General features: G+C 68.8%; 6 protein-coding genes. 1 reads left to right on the plus strand and 5 read right to left on the minus strand.

The genetic code is table 11. From position 1 onward, the window contains the following. Positions 1-4: 4 nt before the first annotated feature. The 5 genes from urtE to urtA all read right to left on the minus strand — a co-directional run bounded on the left by urtE (position 5) and on the right by urtA (position 4,928). On the minus strand, positions 5-727 hold the full coding sequence (gene urtE / locus UCD39_RS07400; RefSeq protein ID WP_330495386.1) for an urea ABC transporter ATP-binding subunit UrtE: 723 nt from the start codon (positions 725-727) through the stop codon (positions 5-7). Then, positions 720-1,526 (minus strand): urea ABC transporter ATP-binding protein UrtD, encoded by an 807-nt coding sequence (urtD, locus tag UCD39_RS07405; protein WP_330495387.1) that lies wholly within the window; start codon positions 1,524-1,526, stop codon positions 720-722. The genes urtE and urtD overlap by 8 nt, the downstream gene beginning before the upstream one ends. After that, on the minus strand, positions 1,523-2,629 hold the full coding sequence (gene urtC, locus UCD39_RS07410) for an urea ABC transporter permease subunit UrtC (RefSeq protein ID WP_330495388.1): 1,107 nt from the start codon (positions 2,627-2,629) through the stop codon (positions 1,523-1,525). Before urtC ends, urtD begins: the two co-directional genes overlap by 4 nt. Before the next feature lie 29 nt (positions 2,630-2,658). After that, entirely contained in the window at positions 2,659-3,567 is a 909-nt protein-coding gene (urtB, locus tag UCD39_RS07415; RefSeq protein ID WP_330495389.1) for an urea ABC transporter permease subunit UrtB, read from the minus strand. A gap of 155 nt (positions 3,568-3,722) precedes the next feature. Continuing rightward, positions 3,723-4,928, minus strand: a complete 1,206-nt coding sequence (urtA, locus tag UCD39_RS07420) for an urea ABC transporter substrate-binding protein (RefSeq protein WP_330495390.1) — start codon at positions 4,926-4,928, stop codon at positions 3,723-3,725. 575 nt (positions 4,929-5,503) lie between these two features. On the opposite strand from urtA, the gene UCD39_RS07425 reads away from it, so the two are divergent. Beyond that, the gene (locus tag UCD39_RS07425) at positions 5,504-17,053 is read left to right on the plus strand and encodes an MBG domain-containing protein (RefSeq protein ID WP_330495391.1); all 11,550 of its coding nucleotides are present in this window, start codon (positions 5,504-5,506) and stop codon (positions 17,051-17,053) included. Positions 17,054-17,086 lie beyond the last annotated feature (33 nt).

Genomic DNA, 17,086 nt, shown 5'->3' on the forward strand with positions numbered 1-17,086 from the left:
AGCCTCAAATATTCACCAGATGCGCCACTTCGGCCGCCGTCTCGTCTCGCGTGCTGCCGGCGCGGATAATGCGGCCGCGTTGCATGACGCGGTAGCTGTCGGCGAAGGACCAGGCGAAGTCCAGGTACTGCTCCACGATCAGGACGGTGACGCCCAGGTCGGCGCGGATGCGGCGCAGGGCGTCCTCGATCTGCTGAACCACGGAGGGCTGGATGCCTTCCGTTGGTTCGTCCAGCAGCAGCAGGCTGGGCTGGCCCGCCAGGGCGCGTCCGATGGCCAGTTGCTGCTGCTCCCCGCCGCTGAGCACGCCGCCCTTGCGGTTGATGATCTGCGCCAGCTTGGGGAACAGGTCGAAGATGTGGTCGGGGATGCCCGCCTTCATGGCCCCGCCGCCGCGGCCGGCCAGGGCGGACAGGCCCGTCTCCAGGTTCTCGCGCACCGTCAGGTGGGGGAAGATGTGGCGGCCCTGGGGGACGTAGCCGATGCCGGCGCGGGCCCGCTGGTGGGGGCCCAGGACGCTGACGTCCCGGCCCTGGAAGGTCATGCGGCCAGCGGTCAGGCGCTGGGCGCCGATGATGGTTTTCAGCAAGGTGGTCTTGCCCACGCCGTTGCGGCCGATCAGCGCCACGGCGCCGCCGGCCGGCACCGCCAGGTCGATGTCCCATAGGACCTGGCTCTGGCCATAGGATGTCGCCGCCCCGGTGAGCGTCAGCAACGGTTCAGCCATGATGGGTGTCCTCCTTGGCGCGGCCCAGATAGACGGCGGCGACGTCCGCGTCGGCGCGGATGGCGGCCACGCTGCCTTCCTTCAGGAACTGGCCCTGGTGCATGACGGTGACGCGGGCGTCCAACTGCTCCAGGAAGCTCATGTCATGGTCGATGACCAGCACGGTGTGCTGGCCCAGCAGGCGGCGGATCAGGGCGGCCGTCTGGCTGGTTTCCGCCGGGCCCATGCCGGCCGTGGGCTCATCCAGCAACAGCAGGTCGGCGCGTGTGGCCATCACCATGCCGATCTCCAGCCATTGCTTCTCGCCATGCGCCAAATGGCCGGCGGGGGCGGTGGCACGGTCGGCCAGACCGATGGTCTCCAATATGTCGACCACGCGGGCCTTCTCCTCCGCCGCCACGCCGTGGCGGAAGGTTGACCACCAGCGCCGGTCCCGCTTGGCGGCGATCATCAGGTTGTCCACCACCGACAGACCGGGCAGCACGCCCGGCGTCTGGAACTTGCGGCAGATGCCCCGGCGCACGATCTCATGCTCCGGCAGGTGGGTGATATCCTGGCCCTTGAAGATCACCCGGCCGCTGGTGGCCCGCACCCGGCCGATGATGGTGTCGCACAGGGTGGACTTGCCTGCACCGTTGGGGCCGATCAGCACCCGCAGGGTGCCCCGGTCCAGGGTCAGGCTGAAGCCGTTGAGGGCCTTGAAGCCATCAAAGTCCACCGTCACCCCATCCACCGCCAGCAGCAGGGTGCTGGCGGGGGCGGTGGTGCCGATATGGGACGCGGTTGCCTGCGCGTTCATTTCGCCTCACCCATGATCAAGGTTTTCAGCCGCCGCCCCCAGGTGGTGCCGCCAGCGTCGGCCACCAGGCCGGCCAGGCCCCCGGGCAGCAGGGTCACCACCAGCACGAACACCAGGCCCAGGGCGTAGAGCCACAGGTCGGGGAAGGCGCTGCTGACGCCGTCCTTGGCCAGGTTGACGGCCAGGGTGCCGGCAATGGCGCCGGCCAGGCTGTTGCGCCCGCCCACCGCCACCCAGATGACCATCTCGATGGAGGGCACCACGCCCACCAGCGCCGGCGACACCACGCCGGCGTGCAGGGTGAACAGCGCGCCGGCCAGGCCGGCCAGCACGGCGCCGATGGTGAAGGCCACCACCTTGAACGGTGTGGGGTCGTAGCCCAGGAAGCGGATGCGGTTCTCACCATCGCGGATGGCGCGCAGCAACAGGCCGTAGCGTGAGGCCATCAGGGCGCGCAGCGCCACGAACACCCCCACCACCAGGGCCAGGGTCAGCCAGTACAGGCCATGCGCCGCCGCCGGCGTGCCCAGATCCACCCCCATCACGGTCTGGAAATCCGTCAGGCCGTTGAAGCCGCCGGTGGAGGGTTGCTGACTGATCAGCAGGGTGGCGAAGGCCAGCGCCAGCGCTTGGGTGATCAGGGCGAAATAGACGCCACCCACCCGCCGCCGGAACACCGCCCAGGAGAACAGGGCCGCCACCACGCCCGGCACCAGCACCACGCCCAGGATGGTGACCAGCGGGCTTTTGAACGGCACCCACCACCAGGGCAGGGCGTCCAGCCCGCTCCACACCATGAAGTCGGGCAGATCGCCGTCGCCCAGCGCCGCCAGCTTCATGTGCATGGCGATGGCATAGCCGCCCAGGCCGAAGAACACGCCCTGGCCCAGGTTCAGCACCCCGCCCTGGCCCCAGACCAGCACCAGGCCCATGGCCAGCAGCGCCATGGCCAGGAAGCGGGCCAGCAGGTTCAGCTCATAGGCCGAAACCAGCCAAGGGGCCAGCGCGGCCAGGGCCACCACCGCCAGCGACAGGGCCATGGGCCGGCCCAGGGTGACGCCTGCCAGGGGCCCCGACAGCGGCGTCCCTTTACGCATGCTCATGTCCATGCCGTCCTCCTTCATGTGGCGCCTCACGCGTCCAGCGCGCGGGACCGCACGGCCACCACCCCCTGGGGGCGGAACTGGATGAAGCCGATGACGAACAGCAGCAGCAGCACCTGCGCCAGGCTGACGTCGACCAGGATTTGCACCAGGGCCGAGAACAGCCCCACGATCAGCGAGGCGATGGCCGTGCCCTTCAGGCTGCCCAGGCCGCCCAGCACCACCACCAGGAAGGCCGGCACGACATAGCTTTGCCCGACATTGGGGGTGACGGGGCCCAGCAGGGCCAGCACCACGCCCGCCAGGCCGGCGATGCCGGTGCCCAGGCAGAATACCGACAGGTCCACCGCCCGCACGTTGATGCCCGCCGCCGCCGCCATGCCCCGGTCCTGGTTCACGGCACGCACCAGCAGGCCGATGCGCGTGCGCGCCAGCAGAAGGCTGAGGGCGCCCATCACGGCGAAGGCCACGGCCAGGATGAACAGCCGCGTGGCGGGAATGGTCAGGCCCGCGAATTGGCCGGAGGAAACCGTGTAGGCATGGTTCAGCCACTCCGGCGCCCGCACGTCCACGCCGATGGCGCCGAAGATGTTGCGCGCGGCCTGCTGCAGGATCAGGCTGACGCCCCAGGTGGCGAGCAGCGTGTCCAGCGGCCGGGTCGACAGCCGCTTGATCAGCGCCGTCTCCAGCACCGCGCCCACGGCGGCGGCGCCCAGGAAGGCCACGGGCATGGCGACCAGGATGCCCAACGGCCCCGGCACCACCTGCAAGGTCAGGTAGGCGAGGTAGCCGCCCAGCATCAGCATCTCGCCGTGCGCCATGTTGATGACGCGCATGAGCCCGAAGCTGAGCGCCAGGCCCAGGGCCGCCAGCACGTACAGCGAGGCGACGCTGAACCCATTGAAGACCTGGCCAGCGATAAGGGGCCACTCGCTCATTTGTTTCTCCCTCAGACGCCGGGCGGCCACATCCGTGGCCTTGGCTAATCCTCGCTGCGCCCCCCTTTACACCAACTGGGGGGTGCTCGCTCCGGCGCCCGCGGTCGCGGGCTACAACGGCATGAGGGCATCCTCAAGCCGTCGTTTGTTTTCTATCAGTTCGCCGGGCACTTCTTGCCCGGGAACACCAGCGGGTCATAGGGATCGGGGTCGATGGTGCCCTTGGACTGCCAGACGATCTTGAACTGGCCGGTGGGGTCCAACTGGCCGATATAGCCGGTCTGCACCAAGCTCTGGTTGGCGGCGAACTTCACCTTGCCCATGGCGGTGTCGAGATAGTCCAGCGTCACCGCCGCCGCGCGCACCTTCTCTGGATCGAAGCTGCCGGCCTTTTCCACCGCTGCTTTCCAGGCGTAGACGTCGACATAGCCGTGGACCATGGGGTCGGTGACGGCAGCCCCCGCCCCGAACTTCGCCTGGTAGGCGGTCACGAACTTCTTGTTGGCGACGCTGTCCAGGCTCTGGAAGTAGTTCCACGCGGCGTAGCTGCCCTCTACCAGGCTCGGGCCCATGGCCACCGCCTCCTGCTCGCCGATGCTGAAGGACATGACGGGCAGCTTGGCCGAGGGTAGGCCGGCGGCGGCCATCTGCTTGAAGAAGCTGACGTTGCTGTCGCCGTTCAGGGTGCTGAAGATGATGTCCGGCTTGGCCGCCTGCACCTTGGCGATGACGGCGCTGAAATCCGTGCCGCCCAGGGGCACGTATTCCTCGCCCGCCACCTTCAGCTTATCGGCGTCGATGTGCTTCTTCAGGATCAGGTTGGCGGTGCGGGGGAAGACGTAGTCCGACCCGATGAGGAAGTAGCTTCTATAGCCCTTCTCCACCGCCCATTGCAGGGCCGGCAGGATCTGCTGGTTGGGCTGGGCGCCGGAATACATGATGTTGGGCGAGCATTCGTTGCCCTCGAACTGCACCGGGTACCACAGCAGGCTCTTCAGCTTCTGGAACACCGGCAGCATGGCCTTGCGGCTGGCGGAGGTCCACCCGCCGAAGACGGTCACCACGCCGCCGTCCTGCACCAGCTTGGTCGCCTTCTGGGCGAAGATGGCGGGGTCGGACGCGCCGTCCTCCACCACCGGTTCGATCTTTTTGCCCAACACGCCGCCGCTGGCGTTGATCTCCGCGATGGCCAGGATCTCGGCGTTCTTCACCGTGACCTCGCTGATGGCCATGGTGCCGGTCAGCGACTGCAGCACGCCGACCTTCACGGTGTCGGCGGCCCGGGCCGTCATCGGCAGGGACAGGCTGGTCGTCGCCAAAAGCACCGCCGCAACCCCGGCCAACGGGTACATCCCCCTCATCGCCATCCCCTTTTCTTTCGCTGCGTCCCGCACCGCCCGGTAGGCGGCAGTCACGGAGGGCAGGCTAGGCCGGGGCATCGGTGTGGGGTATGGGGTGTTTGACGTAGAGGGGCTGCGGGGATGTTGCCCGCATGGCGGCCCGGTGTCCCACCTGCCCAGGTTGCATTGTGTTCGCGATACCGGATCGTGGCGGTAACCATATGTCTTTTGTATGTATGCCACTAATCGCATAAACAACTTGGCTATATTAGCAGCATAACTGCCGTACACTTCCGATATTGTCAGCAAGCTGCGCGCTCAGGTTGCGTTATGGTCGCGCTGCAGGACGCTCCACCATCTGTTGAGCGGCCGGCGGCGCAGTCGCAATCAAGGCGGGAGGCGGGGTGTGGCGGACGGTCTGTGTCCCCTGCGTCTCGGCCCAGTGACACCCCACCCCATGTTCCGATGCGCTCAGGATAAAGCCATAGGTTCCAGGGGCATGCAGCATGGGTTCTCGGGTCGGGGTGGGGGTGCGGGGGCGAATCTCGCCGGGTGGTGGGGTTCACATCGAAGGGCGTGCTGATTCCGTTCAAGGAATGTCGCGGAATGCCCGGCCCGGTGGCCGGGCGCTGCTGCTGGCCGGCACCGCCATGGCCCTGCTGGCCGCGACCGGAACGGCCCGCGCCGGCAATGGCCCGGCGCTGCCCACAGGCGGCACCTTCCAGGCGGGTTCGGGCACAATCTCCAGCGGGGCCGGCAGCCTGACCATCAACCAGGGCAGCCAGCGCGCCGTCATCGACTGGAAAAGCTTCTCCATCGGCCAGGGCGCCACCGTCAGCTTCAACAACGGCAGCGGGGCGACGCTGAATCGCGTCACGGGTGGCAACCTGTCCACCATCCTGGGCACGCTGAAGGCCACGGGCACGCTGTACGTCATCAACCCGGCGGGCGTCGTGGTGGGGGCCAGCGGCGTGGTGGTCACGGGCGGCAGCTTCACCGCCAGCACCCTGGACATCGCCAACGACGCCTTCATGGCCGGCGGCACCCTGCTGTTCAAGGGCGACACCGATGCCGAGGTCAAGAACCTGGGCAAGATCTCCGCCACCGGCGGCGATGTCTTCCTGATCGCGCGCAGCGTCACCAACGACGGCACCATCACCGCCGCCAACGGCACCGTGGGCCTGGCCGCAGGCCAGCAGGTGCTGCTGAAGGATGGCGACGCGGGTGAGCGGGTCTACGTCCAGGTCGGTGGCCCAGGGGGAAGTGGCGATGTCACCAACACGGGCGCCATCGCGGCGGCGCAGGCGGAACTGAAGGCCGCCGGCGGCAACATCTATGCCCTGGCCGGCAACGGCGGCGGCGCCATCCGCGCCACCGGCACAACCGTGAAGGACGGGCACATCTGGCTGTCGGCCAGCGGGTCGACCGATACGGCCACGGACCAGGGCGGCGCCGTCACCGTCACCGGCACGGTGGCTGCCACCAACGCCGACGGCACGGGCGGCACCGTCATCGCCACGGCCAAGTCGGTCGCCGTGCAGGCCGGCGCCGTGATCGACGCCAGCGGCACCACCGGCGCCGGCGGCACCATCCTGCTGGGCGGCGACCGCCAAGGGGGCGCCGATGCCGCCACCAAGCTGGTGAAGCAAACCGTCGCCACCGCCGCCCAGACCACCGTCGCGGCGGGCGCCACCCTGAAAGCCGACGCGGGCACAACCGGCAACGGTGGCAGCGTCATCGTCTGGTCGGATCAGCAGACAGGGTTCGCCGGCGCCCTCAGCGCCAAGGGCGGGCCCCGAACCGGCAATGGCGGCTTCGCCGAAGTGTCCAGCCACAAGCTGCTGGACTTCACCGGCGCGGTGGATCTGTCCGCCCCGGTGGGCAGCGTCGGCCAACTGCTGCTGGACCCGGAGAACGTCAGCATCTCCACCGGCAGCGATTCCAACAGCAGCCAATCCAGCGGCACCTTCACTCCCACGGGCAACAGCTCCGTCATCAACACGACCACGCTGCAGAACGCCCTGGCCACGGCCGACGTCACCATCACCACCGGCAGCATCGGCGGCCAGACGGGCGACATCACCGTCAACAACAACGTCACCTGGTCGGCCAGCCACAGCCTGACGCTGTCGGCCTATCACAGCATCATCTTCAACGGCGGCACGCTCAGCCACACCGCCGGGTCCGGCGACGTCACCCTGCGCGCTGACAACACCGGGACGGGCAGCGGCACCGTCACGTTCACCAGCGGTGGTGTCGCCATGACCGGCAGCAGCGGCTCGGTGAACCTCTATTACAATCCCACCAGCTATGCCTCCCCCACCAGCTATGCCGGCAATGTCGCCTTGGGGTCGGGCGCCCTGACGACCTACATGCTGGTGAACACCGCCACCAATTTGCAGAACCTGTCGACCAACCTGTCCGGCACCTATGCCCTGGGCCGGGATATCGACGCCAGCGGCACCGCCGCCTGGAACGGCGGCGCGGGGTTCGTCCCCATCGACAGCTTCTCCGGCACCCTGGACGGCCTAGGCCACACCGTCACCGGTCTGACCATCAATCGCCCCAACACGGTCGCGGTGGGCCTGTTCGGCGACACGCCCACGAGCAATGGGCCAAAGATCCGCAATCTGGGCCTGGTCGATGTGAACATCGCCGGCCTCAACCGGGTGGGCGGCGTGGTCGGGCGCGCCAACGGCGGCGGGTCCCTGACCAACGTCCATGTCACCGGCTCCATCACCGGCTATGGCGATTTCATCGGCGGCCTGATCGGCCAGGATGACCAGCAGTCGATCAGCAACAGCTGGACCGATGTCACCATCACCGTCCCCAAAGGCTACAGCGGCAACGGCGTGGGCGGCCTGGTCGGTTGGCAGCGCTCCGGCTCGCTGACCAACGTCTACGCTCTGGGCACCGTCTACGCCCCGGACGCGAGCCAGGTCGGCGGCCTGGTGGGAACGGACGGCTTCATCGGCTTCGGCCAGGGTGCGGCCGTCACCAACGCCTACGCCACCGGCAATGTCACCGGCAACGATGCCGTCGGCGGCCTGATCGGCATCGCCGAGGGCGGCAGCATCACCAAGACCTACGCCACCGGGTCCGTCACGGGCGTCACCAACCTGGGTGGTCTGGTGGGCATCAACGCCAACCCCATCACCCTCAGCTGGGCCAGCGGCAGCATAACCCGCAGCAGCGGCAGCGCCACCAGCGTTGGCGCCCTGGTGGGCACCAACGGCGACAGCGCCAGCGCGGGCAGCATCGCCACCAGCTATTGGGACAGCTACACCGCCGCCGGCCTGTCGGCCGCGGGCGCCACCGTGGGCGCCAGCACCAGCAGCGCCACCGCCGTCACCAGCGACCCGGCCCAGTCGGCCGCCAGCAACTATGCCTACAAGACCAGTGCCTACGGCGCCTTCAACTTCACCACCGATTGGTGGTTGAGCGACGGCGGCACCCGGCCTCTGGGCCTGTGGGAATATTCTCTGACCGTGAGCAACGCCCACCAGCTGCAGCTGGTCGCCCACGACTTGACCGCCAGCTACACCCAGAGCAACGACATCCGCATGCCGGCCGCGACCGCCGGCGGCATCTGGAAGACCACCGCCGACAGCGTCCCCGCCGGCTTCATCCCCCTGGGCACCCCCTCGACGCCGTTCAGCGGCACCTATGACGGCCGGGGGTATGCCATCGATGGGCTGACCATCAACTACGGTGGCGGGAGCAACACCTATATCGGCCTGTTCGGCGGCAACACCGGCACCCTCAACAACATCTCTCTGACCAACGCGTCCATCACCGTCACCAATGCCGACAGCCATGTGGGCGCCCTGGTCGGTGCCAACGGCGGCGGCCATATCGTGAACGCCTATGTCACCGGCACGTTGACGTTCCGTGGCGGCGGCGGCTACGGCGTCGGCGGCATCGTGGGGATACAGTACAATGGCGGAACCATCACCGGGTCCACCTCGCTGGCCGACGTCAATCTCAGCTTCGTCCGCAGCGGGCAGGCCTATGCCGGCGGCGTTCTGGGTGTTACCGCCGGCCTGAGCGCCACCGCCATCAACACCTCCTACGCCGGCGGCACCATCACCGTCACCGGCGGCGGCGGGGTCAGTGGCCAGGCCCTGGCGGGTGGCCTGGCGGGGATATCCACCAACATCTCCAACAGCTATTCCACCGCCACCGTCAGGGAAACCTCCGGCAGAAGCGTGGATGAAATAGGCGGCCTGGTGGGCCAGAGCGCCACCGGCACGATCAGCAACAGCTACGCCAGCGGCGCCATCAGCGCGCCGGGCACGACAGTTGGCGGCCTGATCGGCTTAAATGTCAGCGCCACCGTCAACAATTCCTATTGGGACAAGCAGACGACCGGCCTATCCAGCGGCACCGGAAGCGGCAGCGCCACCGGCATGACCGGCCGCACCACCGCCGAGATGGCGGTTCAATCCAACTTCAGTGGCTGGGATTTCACCAACACCTGGTATCTGTCCGCCGGCCTGTCCCGCCCGGTCCTGCGCGCGGAGGCCAGCACCACCATCCGCAACGCCCATGAATTGCAATTGGTGGCCCTGGCCCCCACCGCCCGCTACACCATCGCCAATGACATCGGCTTGGCCACCCCCCTCGCCAACACCGCCGACATATGGAGCGGGGGGTTCGTGCCCATCGCCAACTTCTCCGGCGAGCTGTCGGGCGAGGGTCACACCATCAGCGGCCTGACCATTACCGGCAGCGCCGCCAATAGGGGCCTGTTCGCCACCACCACCGCCTCGGCCAAATTGGCCAACCTGGCGCTCACCAACGTCTCCGTCTCCGGTGGCAACAACGTGGGCGCCCTGGTGGGCTCGGCCACCGGCACCACCATCAGCAACATCACCGTGTCCGGCACGGTCAACGGCGCCAGCCAGGTGGGCGGCGTCGTGGGCAGCACCACCGGCGCGATCAGCTACACCGGCATGTCGGGCACGGTCAGCGCCACCGCCGACAGTGTCGGCGGCGTGGTGGGCTTCACCAATGGCGCCATCGCGGACAGCTGGTCCACCGCCACGGTCAGCAGTTCGGGCACCAACAGCCACGGCCTGTACGTGGGTGGCCTGGTGGGGCAGAGCACCGGCACCATCGACCGGTCCTGGGCCTCCGGCTCCGTCAGCGGTTGGACCGACGTTGGTGGCCTGGTTGGCCTTGCCAGCGGCGCCATCACCACCTCCAGCGCCAGCGGCGCCGTCACCGGCGGGGGCAGCGTGGTCGGCGGGCTGGTGGGAAACCTGTATGGCACCAGCCTGACCAACACCTACGCCACCGGCAGCGTCACCGGCTTTCAGGAAACGGGCGGGTTGGTCGGCATCATCCAGGTGGCGGGCTCCAGCATCAACAACAGCTACGCCAGCGGCGCGGTCAGCAGCACCAGCGGCAGCGTCTACACCAGCGGCCTGGTGGGCCTGTCCAGTGTGACGTTCACCGCCAGCAACTCGTTCTGGGACGTCACCACCACGGGGCGGAGCTACGGCGCCGCCAGCGGCGGCAGCGGGCTTACGGTGGCTGGCTTCACCGGCCTGACCGGCACCCAGGCGTTCAGCAGCAGCACCACCCCCATCAGCGGGTGGGATTTCACCAACACCTGGTACATGGTGGATGGCAGCACGCGGCCCCTGTTGCAGGCGGAGGCCTCCACCACCATCCGCTCGGCCCATCAGCTGCAGCTGATGAACCTGCACCCCACCCTCAATTACACCCTGGCGAACGACATCAACCTGGGCAGCGCCCTGTCGGCCACCGGGGAGGTCTGGAGCAGCGGCGGCTTCTCCCCCATCGATAACTTCGGCGGCAGCTTCGCCGCCACGTTCAATGGCGGCGGCCACACCATCACCGGGCTGACCATCAACCGGCCCGGCACCAGCGATGTCGGTTTCTTCACCCAACTCTCCGGCTACGTCCATGACTTGACGCTCAGCAACGTCTCCATCACCGGCGGCACCAATGTCGGCGCGTTGGCGGGGTCCGCGAGCGGGGGAAACATCACCAAGGTCACGGTGACCGGCAGCATCACCGGCAACAGCACCGTCGGCGGATTGTTGGGCAGCAGCGGCGGCCTGCTGCTGCAGACCAAGGCGGATACCCTGATCACCGCCAGCGGCACCAACGTGGGTGGCCTAGCGGGCAGCAACAGCGGCACCATCCAGGACAGCTATTCCCTGGGCGGCATCCGCACGACGGCCGGCGGCAGCGGACAGGCCGTCGGCGGCCTGGTCGGCAGCAACAGCGGAACGATCCAGGACGCCTATGCGCAGACGGCCCTGCTGGGCGCGGTCCGCGCCAGCGGCTCGGCCGTTGGCGGCCTGGTAGGCAGCAACAGCGGCACCGTCGCCAACACCTACAGCATCGGCGCGGTGGTCACCACCGGCACCCCCACCTTGGGCGGCCTGATCGGCAGCAACACCGGCACCGCCACCAACAGCTTCTACGACACCGAAACCTCCGGCCTGTCCGCCGGCGTGGGCAGCGGCACGGCCACCGGCGTCACGGGCAAGACCACCGCCCAACTGCAGACGCGCAGCACCCTCACCGGTGCCGGGTGGGACTACACCACGCCCGTCTGGGGTATGGTTGACGGCACCACGCTGCCCTACTTCACCTGGGAACATTCAGGCGGCGTCCAGATCGTCACCGGCACCGCCTACAGCAACGCCGCCGGCAGCAGCTTCGCCATCGCCAACCGCGTCAGCGCGCTGACCAACGGCACCAGCCTGGGCAGCGGCTTCGCCGGGGCCAACGGCTATTACTACATCCTGGCCGATGGCAGCCCCATCACCGGCGGCAATTTGGTCGCCTACCTGAATCCGGCGCTGGGCAACACCACGCTGGGCAATGCCGTGCGCCTGACCACCAGCGGCGGCACCACCACCGGCCTGACCGTACTGGGCAACACGGTGCAGATGACCAGCGACGGCCCGGCGGTCAGCACCAGCGCGCTGGCCAGCGCCCGGCCCAGCGGCATCGATTCCAGCCTGCTCTACACCGTGTCGGGCAGCGTCATCACGCTGTCCGCCAACGCCAGCCTGGATATCGAGGCCGGCAGCCACGCCATCACCGTCGACGATGCCCTGACGGTCAGTGGCACCGGCACCCTGACGCTGGCCAGCACCGGGAGCAGCACACAGTCGGCCGCCATCACCACACCCAGCCTGCTGCTGACCGGCAGCGGCGGCGTCTGGCAACTCGGCAGCCTGTCCGGCGGCAACAGCATCAACAGCATCGGCACGCTGGCGGCCAACACCGGCTCGATCCTCATCGGGTCCGGCAGCGCCCTGACGGTGGGTACCGTGGGCTCCACCAGCGGCATCACGCTGACCGGCGGCCTGGGCTTCACCGGCGCCAGCACCAGCGTCACCCAGACCCAGGCGATCAGCGCTGGCGGCCTGGCGTTGGAGGGCGGCAGCTACACCCTGACCAACACGGGCAACGCCTTCACGCATTTCACCGCCAACGGCGCTACGTTCAGCGTCACGACCACCGGCGCCGTCACCGTCGACACCGTGACCGCCGGGGGCAGCAGCTACAACGGCCTGGTCCTGAGCGGCACGGCCAGCAACAGCCTGACGGCCGGCGGTAACCTGACGGTGGCGACCCCCAGCAACACCGCCACCCTGGCGGCTGGCGGGACCCTGACCCTGACGGCCGGCGGCGATCTGACCGTCACCGACACCAGCCTGACCATCGCTTCCGGCACTGGCGCCAGCACCCTGACGCTGGTGGCCGGCAACAACGTCACCTTGCAGGGCACCTCCAGCGCCATCACGGTCAGCGGCATCGTCGGCGCCGGGCTGAACCTGTCCCTGTATGCCGACAGCGACAACAGCGGCGCCGGCGGTATCACCCTCAGCCGCGTCAACGTCCTGACAAAGGGCGGGACCCTGGCCCTGGTCGGGGGCCCCGTCGTCAGCGACCCCACGACCGCGGGCAACGCCCACAGCACGGGGGCGAGCGCCACCGACGATGCCGCCATCGGCATCACCAACAGCACCATCAGCCTGGAAGGGGGCAACGCCGTCCTGAAGGGCGACGGGCAGGCCAGCGTCACCGGCACCTCCTCCGGCATCGCGCTGACCAACAGCAGCCTCACCACCACCGTCACCGGCACCCTGACGCTGACCGGCAGCGCCACGACCAGCACCGCCGCCGGCGCGCATGCCGGCATCCAACTGGTGGGCAGCACGCTGCAGACGACGGCCGGGGCCATCACCCTGACCGGCACGGCGGCGGCGGGCCCCAGCGGCAATACCGGCCTGCTGGTGAACGGCGGCGGCGTGACCGCCTCCACCGGCGGCATCACCCTGACCGGCACGGGCACGGGCGGCACCGGCCTGCGGCTCTACGGCGAAACGCTCAGCACCACCAGCGGCGCCATCGCCTTGACGGGCAGTGGCACCACCGGCGCCGGTCTGGTGCTGGGTGATGGCACCAGCACCGCCGCCAGCATCGGCGGCGGCACGCAAACCGGCGCCATCACGCTGACCAGCGACGACTTCGCCCTGTCCAGCGGTGCCGCGCCCACCATCACCACCACGGGCACCGTGATCCTGCGCCAGCAGTCCGCCGACCGCGCCCTGGCCGTGGGCGGCAGCGTGACCGGCGCCGACGTGCTGAGCGCCGGCGGCATCAACGGTGTCACCGCCGGCACCCTGGTCATCGGCCGCACCGACATCAGCGAGACCGCCGGCTACACCATCGCCGGGGCCATCGCCCCCACCAACGTCACCACCCTGTCGCTGGTGACGGGGGGCGCCATCACCCAGTCCGGCGGCGCCAGCATCACCGCCCCCAACCTGGCCGTGAGCGCCGCGGGCGACATCGGCCTGGCCACCGCCGCCAACAGCGTCGGCACCCTGGCCGCCAGCAGCAGCGCCGGCAGCGTCAGTTTCAAGGATGCGGGCGCGCTGACCATAGGGACGGTGGATGGCGTCACCGGCGTCAGTGGCACCACCATCGCCCTGACCGCCGGGGCGAATGGCTTGCTGACGCTTAGCCAAGCCATCAGCGGCACCGGCGTCACCTTGAGCGCCGACCGCATGAACCTGGCCAGCGCCGTGACCGCCACCGGCGGCGGCACCGTCACCCTGGTCCCCGTGACCAGCGGTTGGACCGTCAACCTGGGCAGCGGCACCGACGCCACCGCCAGTACCCTGGAACTGTCGGCGGCGGAACTGGATCGTGTCACCGCCGGCACCCTGGTGGTGGACCCGCCCGTGTCCGGCGACATCGTCATCAGCGCGGCCATCGCCCCGGCCCACGCCAGCACCCTGGTGCTGGAGGCCGGCGGCACCATCACCCAGGCCAGCGGCGCCACCATCACCGTGGGCAGTCTGGGACTGAACGCCGGCGGTGCCATCACCCTGACCCAGGCCAACAGCATCGGCACCCTGGCGGCCACCAGCGGCGGCGCCCTGGCCTTCACCAACAGCGGCGCCCTGACAATCGGCACCGTCGGTGGCATCACCGGCATCACCGCCACGGGTGCCGTGACCCTCACCACCAGCGGGGCGCTGACCGTGGCCAACGCGGTGACCAGCCAGGCCACCGGCGACGCGGTCACCCTGTCGACCACTGGGGCGTTCGTCAACACGGCCGGGTCCGGCGCCATTACCGCGGCCAGCGGCCGTTGGCTGGTCTATTCGGCCAATTCGGCCGGTGACACCTTCGGTGGCCTGGACAGCGGCAACAGCGCCCTGTGGAACCGCACCCTGGCCTCTGGCGCCGTTGCGGCCAGCGGCAACCGTTATGTCTTCGCGGAACAGCCTACCCTGGTGGTCACCGCCAGCGACCTCACCAAAACCTACGGCCAAGACGTCAGCAGCGCCTTGACCTACACCCTGTCCGGTGGCGCGGCTGGCGTGACGCATGCCTATCTGGCGGGGACCAGCCTCGGAACCGCCCCGACGCTGACCTCCACCGGGGCCGGCAACGGCGCCACCGTCGGCGGCTACACCATCACGGCCAGTGGGGCCACCACCACCGACGGCTCGGCCATCAGCTATGTCGCGGGCACCCTGACGGTGAACAAGGCCGCGTTGACCGTCACCGCCAACAACACCACCATCACCTACGGCCAAACCCCCACCCTGGGCGCCAGCTACTCCGGTTTTGTCAACGGCGACACTGCATCGAGCCTGGGTGGCACCTTGACCGTCAGCGGTGCCGGCACTAACGCCGGCAGCTACACCCTGACGGCCAGCGGTCTCACCAGCGCCAATTACAACATCAGCTATGCCGCCGGCACGCTGACGGTGAACAGGGCCGCCCTCACCGTCACCGCCAACAACGCAACCGTCACCTACGGCCAGACGCCCACCCTGGGCGCCAGTTACAGCGGCTTCGTCAACGGCGAAACCGCCTCCGTTCTGGGCGGCAGCCTAACCATCGGCGGGGCGGGTGCCAACGCCGGCAGCTACACCCTGACGGCCAGCGGCCTCACCAGCGCCAATTACGACATCAGCTACGCCACCGGCACGCTGACGGTGAACAAGGCCGCCCTGACCGTCACGGCCAACAACGCCACCATCACCTATGGCCAGACACCCAGCCTGGGCGCCAGCTACAGCGGCTTCGTCAATGGCGACACCGCGGCTAGCCTGGGCGGCACCCTGACCATCGGCGGGGCGGGTGCCAACGCCGGCAGCTACACCCTGACGGCCAGCGGCCTCACCAGCGCCAATTACGACATCAGCTACGCCACCGGCACGCTTACCGTGAACAAGGCCGCCCTGACCGTCACGGCCAACAACGCCACCGTGACCTACGGCCAGACGCCCAGCCTGGGCGCCAGCTACAGCGGCTTCGTTAACGGCGAAACCGCCTCCGTCCTGGGCGGCAGCCTAACCATCGGCGGGGCGGGCACCGACGCGGGCAGCTACACCCTAACGCCCGGCGGCCTCACCGCCGCCAATTACGCCATCAGCTATGTCGTCGGCACGCTGACGGTGAACAAGGCGGCCCTGACCGTCACGGCCAACAACGCCACTGTGACCTATGGCCAGACGCCCAGCCTGGGCGCCAGCTACAGCGGCTTCGTCAATGGCGAAACCGCCTCCGTCCTGGGCGGCAGCCTGGCCATCGGTGGGGCGGGCACCGACGCCGGCAGCTACACCCTAACGCCCGGCGGCCTCACCGCCGCCAATTACGCCATCAGCTATGTCGCCGGCACGCTGACGGTGAACAAGGCGCCCCTGACCGTCACGGCCAACAACGCCACCATCACCTATGGCCAGACGCCCAGCCTGGGCGCCAGCTACAGCGGTTTCGTCAATGGCGAGACCGCCTCCGTCCTAGGCGGCAGCCTGGCCATCGGCGGGGCGGGCACCGATGCCGGCAGCTACACCCTGACCCCTGGCGGCCTCACCGCCGCCAACTACGCCATCAGCTATGACGCGGGCACGCTGACGGTGAACAAGGCGCCGCTGACCGTCACGGCCAACAACGCCACCATCACCTATGGCCAGACGCCCAGCCTGAGCGCCAGCTACAGCGGCTTCGTCAATGGCGACACGGCCTCGGCCCTGGGCGGCGGCCTGGCCTTTGGTGGGGTGGGCACCAACGCCGGCACCTACACCCTGACCCCGGGTGGCCTCACCAGCGCCAACTACGCCATCAGCTATGTCGCCGGAACCCTGACGGTGAACCGGGCGCCCCTGACAGTCACCGCCAACGACGTCACCGTCGCCTTCGGCGGTACCCCGGCTTATGGCGCCACCTACACGGGCTTTGTGAACGGTGAGACCAGCGCCGTCCTGGGCGGCAGCCTGGTCTACAGCGGTGGTGGCACGGCCAGCGGCACCTACACGATCACGCCGAGTGGGCTGACTTCCGGCAACTACCTCATCACTTACGCCGCCGGAACCCTGACGGTGCAGACCGTCACAATGCCCCAGGTCCCGTCCTCCACCCATTTCGTAGACCAGCCCTCCGGCAAGGTACCCTTCACCCCCACCCAGCCGCTGGTGGGTTCCGACTACTCCCAGGGCAGTTACCGCGTCATTTACCTGGCGCCCCCAGCCCTGGCTGGCGGCACCATCACCAATACCTCGACCTTTTCCACCGCCCACCAGGATGGGACGGACGAGACTGAGTTCGAGATCGCCAAGCGGTGGCGCTGAAGCCCGCCATGAACGCCCCTACCAAGCCGTCAG

Origin of the sequence: Nitrospirillum karajorum, assembly GCF_036348415.1 — a bacterium.
Lineage (GTDB): Bacteria > Pseudomonadota > Alphaproteobacteria > Azospirillales > Azospirillaceae > Nitrospirillum > Nitrospirillum amazonense_B.

Bases quoted from the DNA above. Each gene is read 5' to 3' on its own strand.
- urtE (WP_330495386.1), bottom strand. From the start codon at position 727: ATGGCTGAACCGTTGCTGACGCTCACCGGGGCGGCGACATCCTATGGC.
- urtD (WP_330495387.1), bottom strand. From the start codon at position 1,526: ATGAACGCGCAGGCAACCGCGTCCCATATCGGCACCACCGCCCCCGCC.
- urtC (WP_330495388.1), bottom strand. From the start codon at position 2,629: ATGAGCATGCGTAAAGGGACGCCGCTGTCGGGGCCCCTGGCAGGCGTC.
- urtB (WP_330495389.1), bottom strand. From the start codon at position 3,567: ATGAGCGAGTGGCCCCTTATCGCTGGCCAGGTCTTCAATGGGTTCAGC.
- urtA (WP_330495390.1), bottom strand. From the start codon at position 4,928: ATGAGGGGGATGTACCCGTTGGCCGGGGTTGCGGCGGTGCTTTTGGCG.
- UCD39_RS07425 (WP_330495391.1), top strand. From the start codon at position 5,504: ATGTCGCGGAATGCCCGGCCCGGTGGCCGGGCGCTGCTGCTGGCCGGC.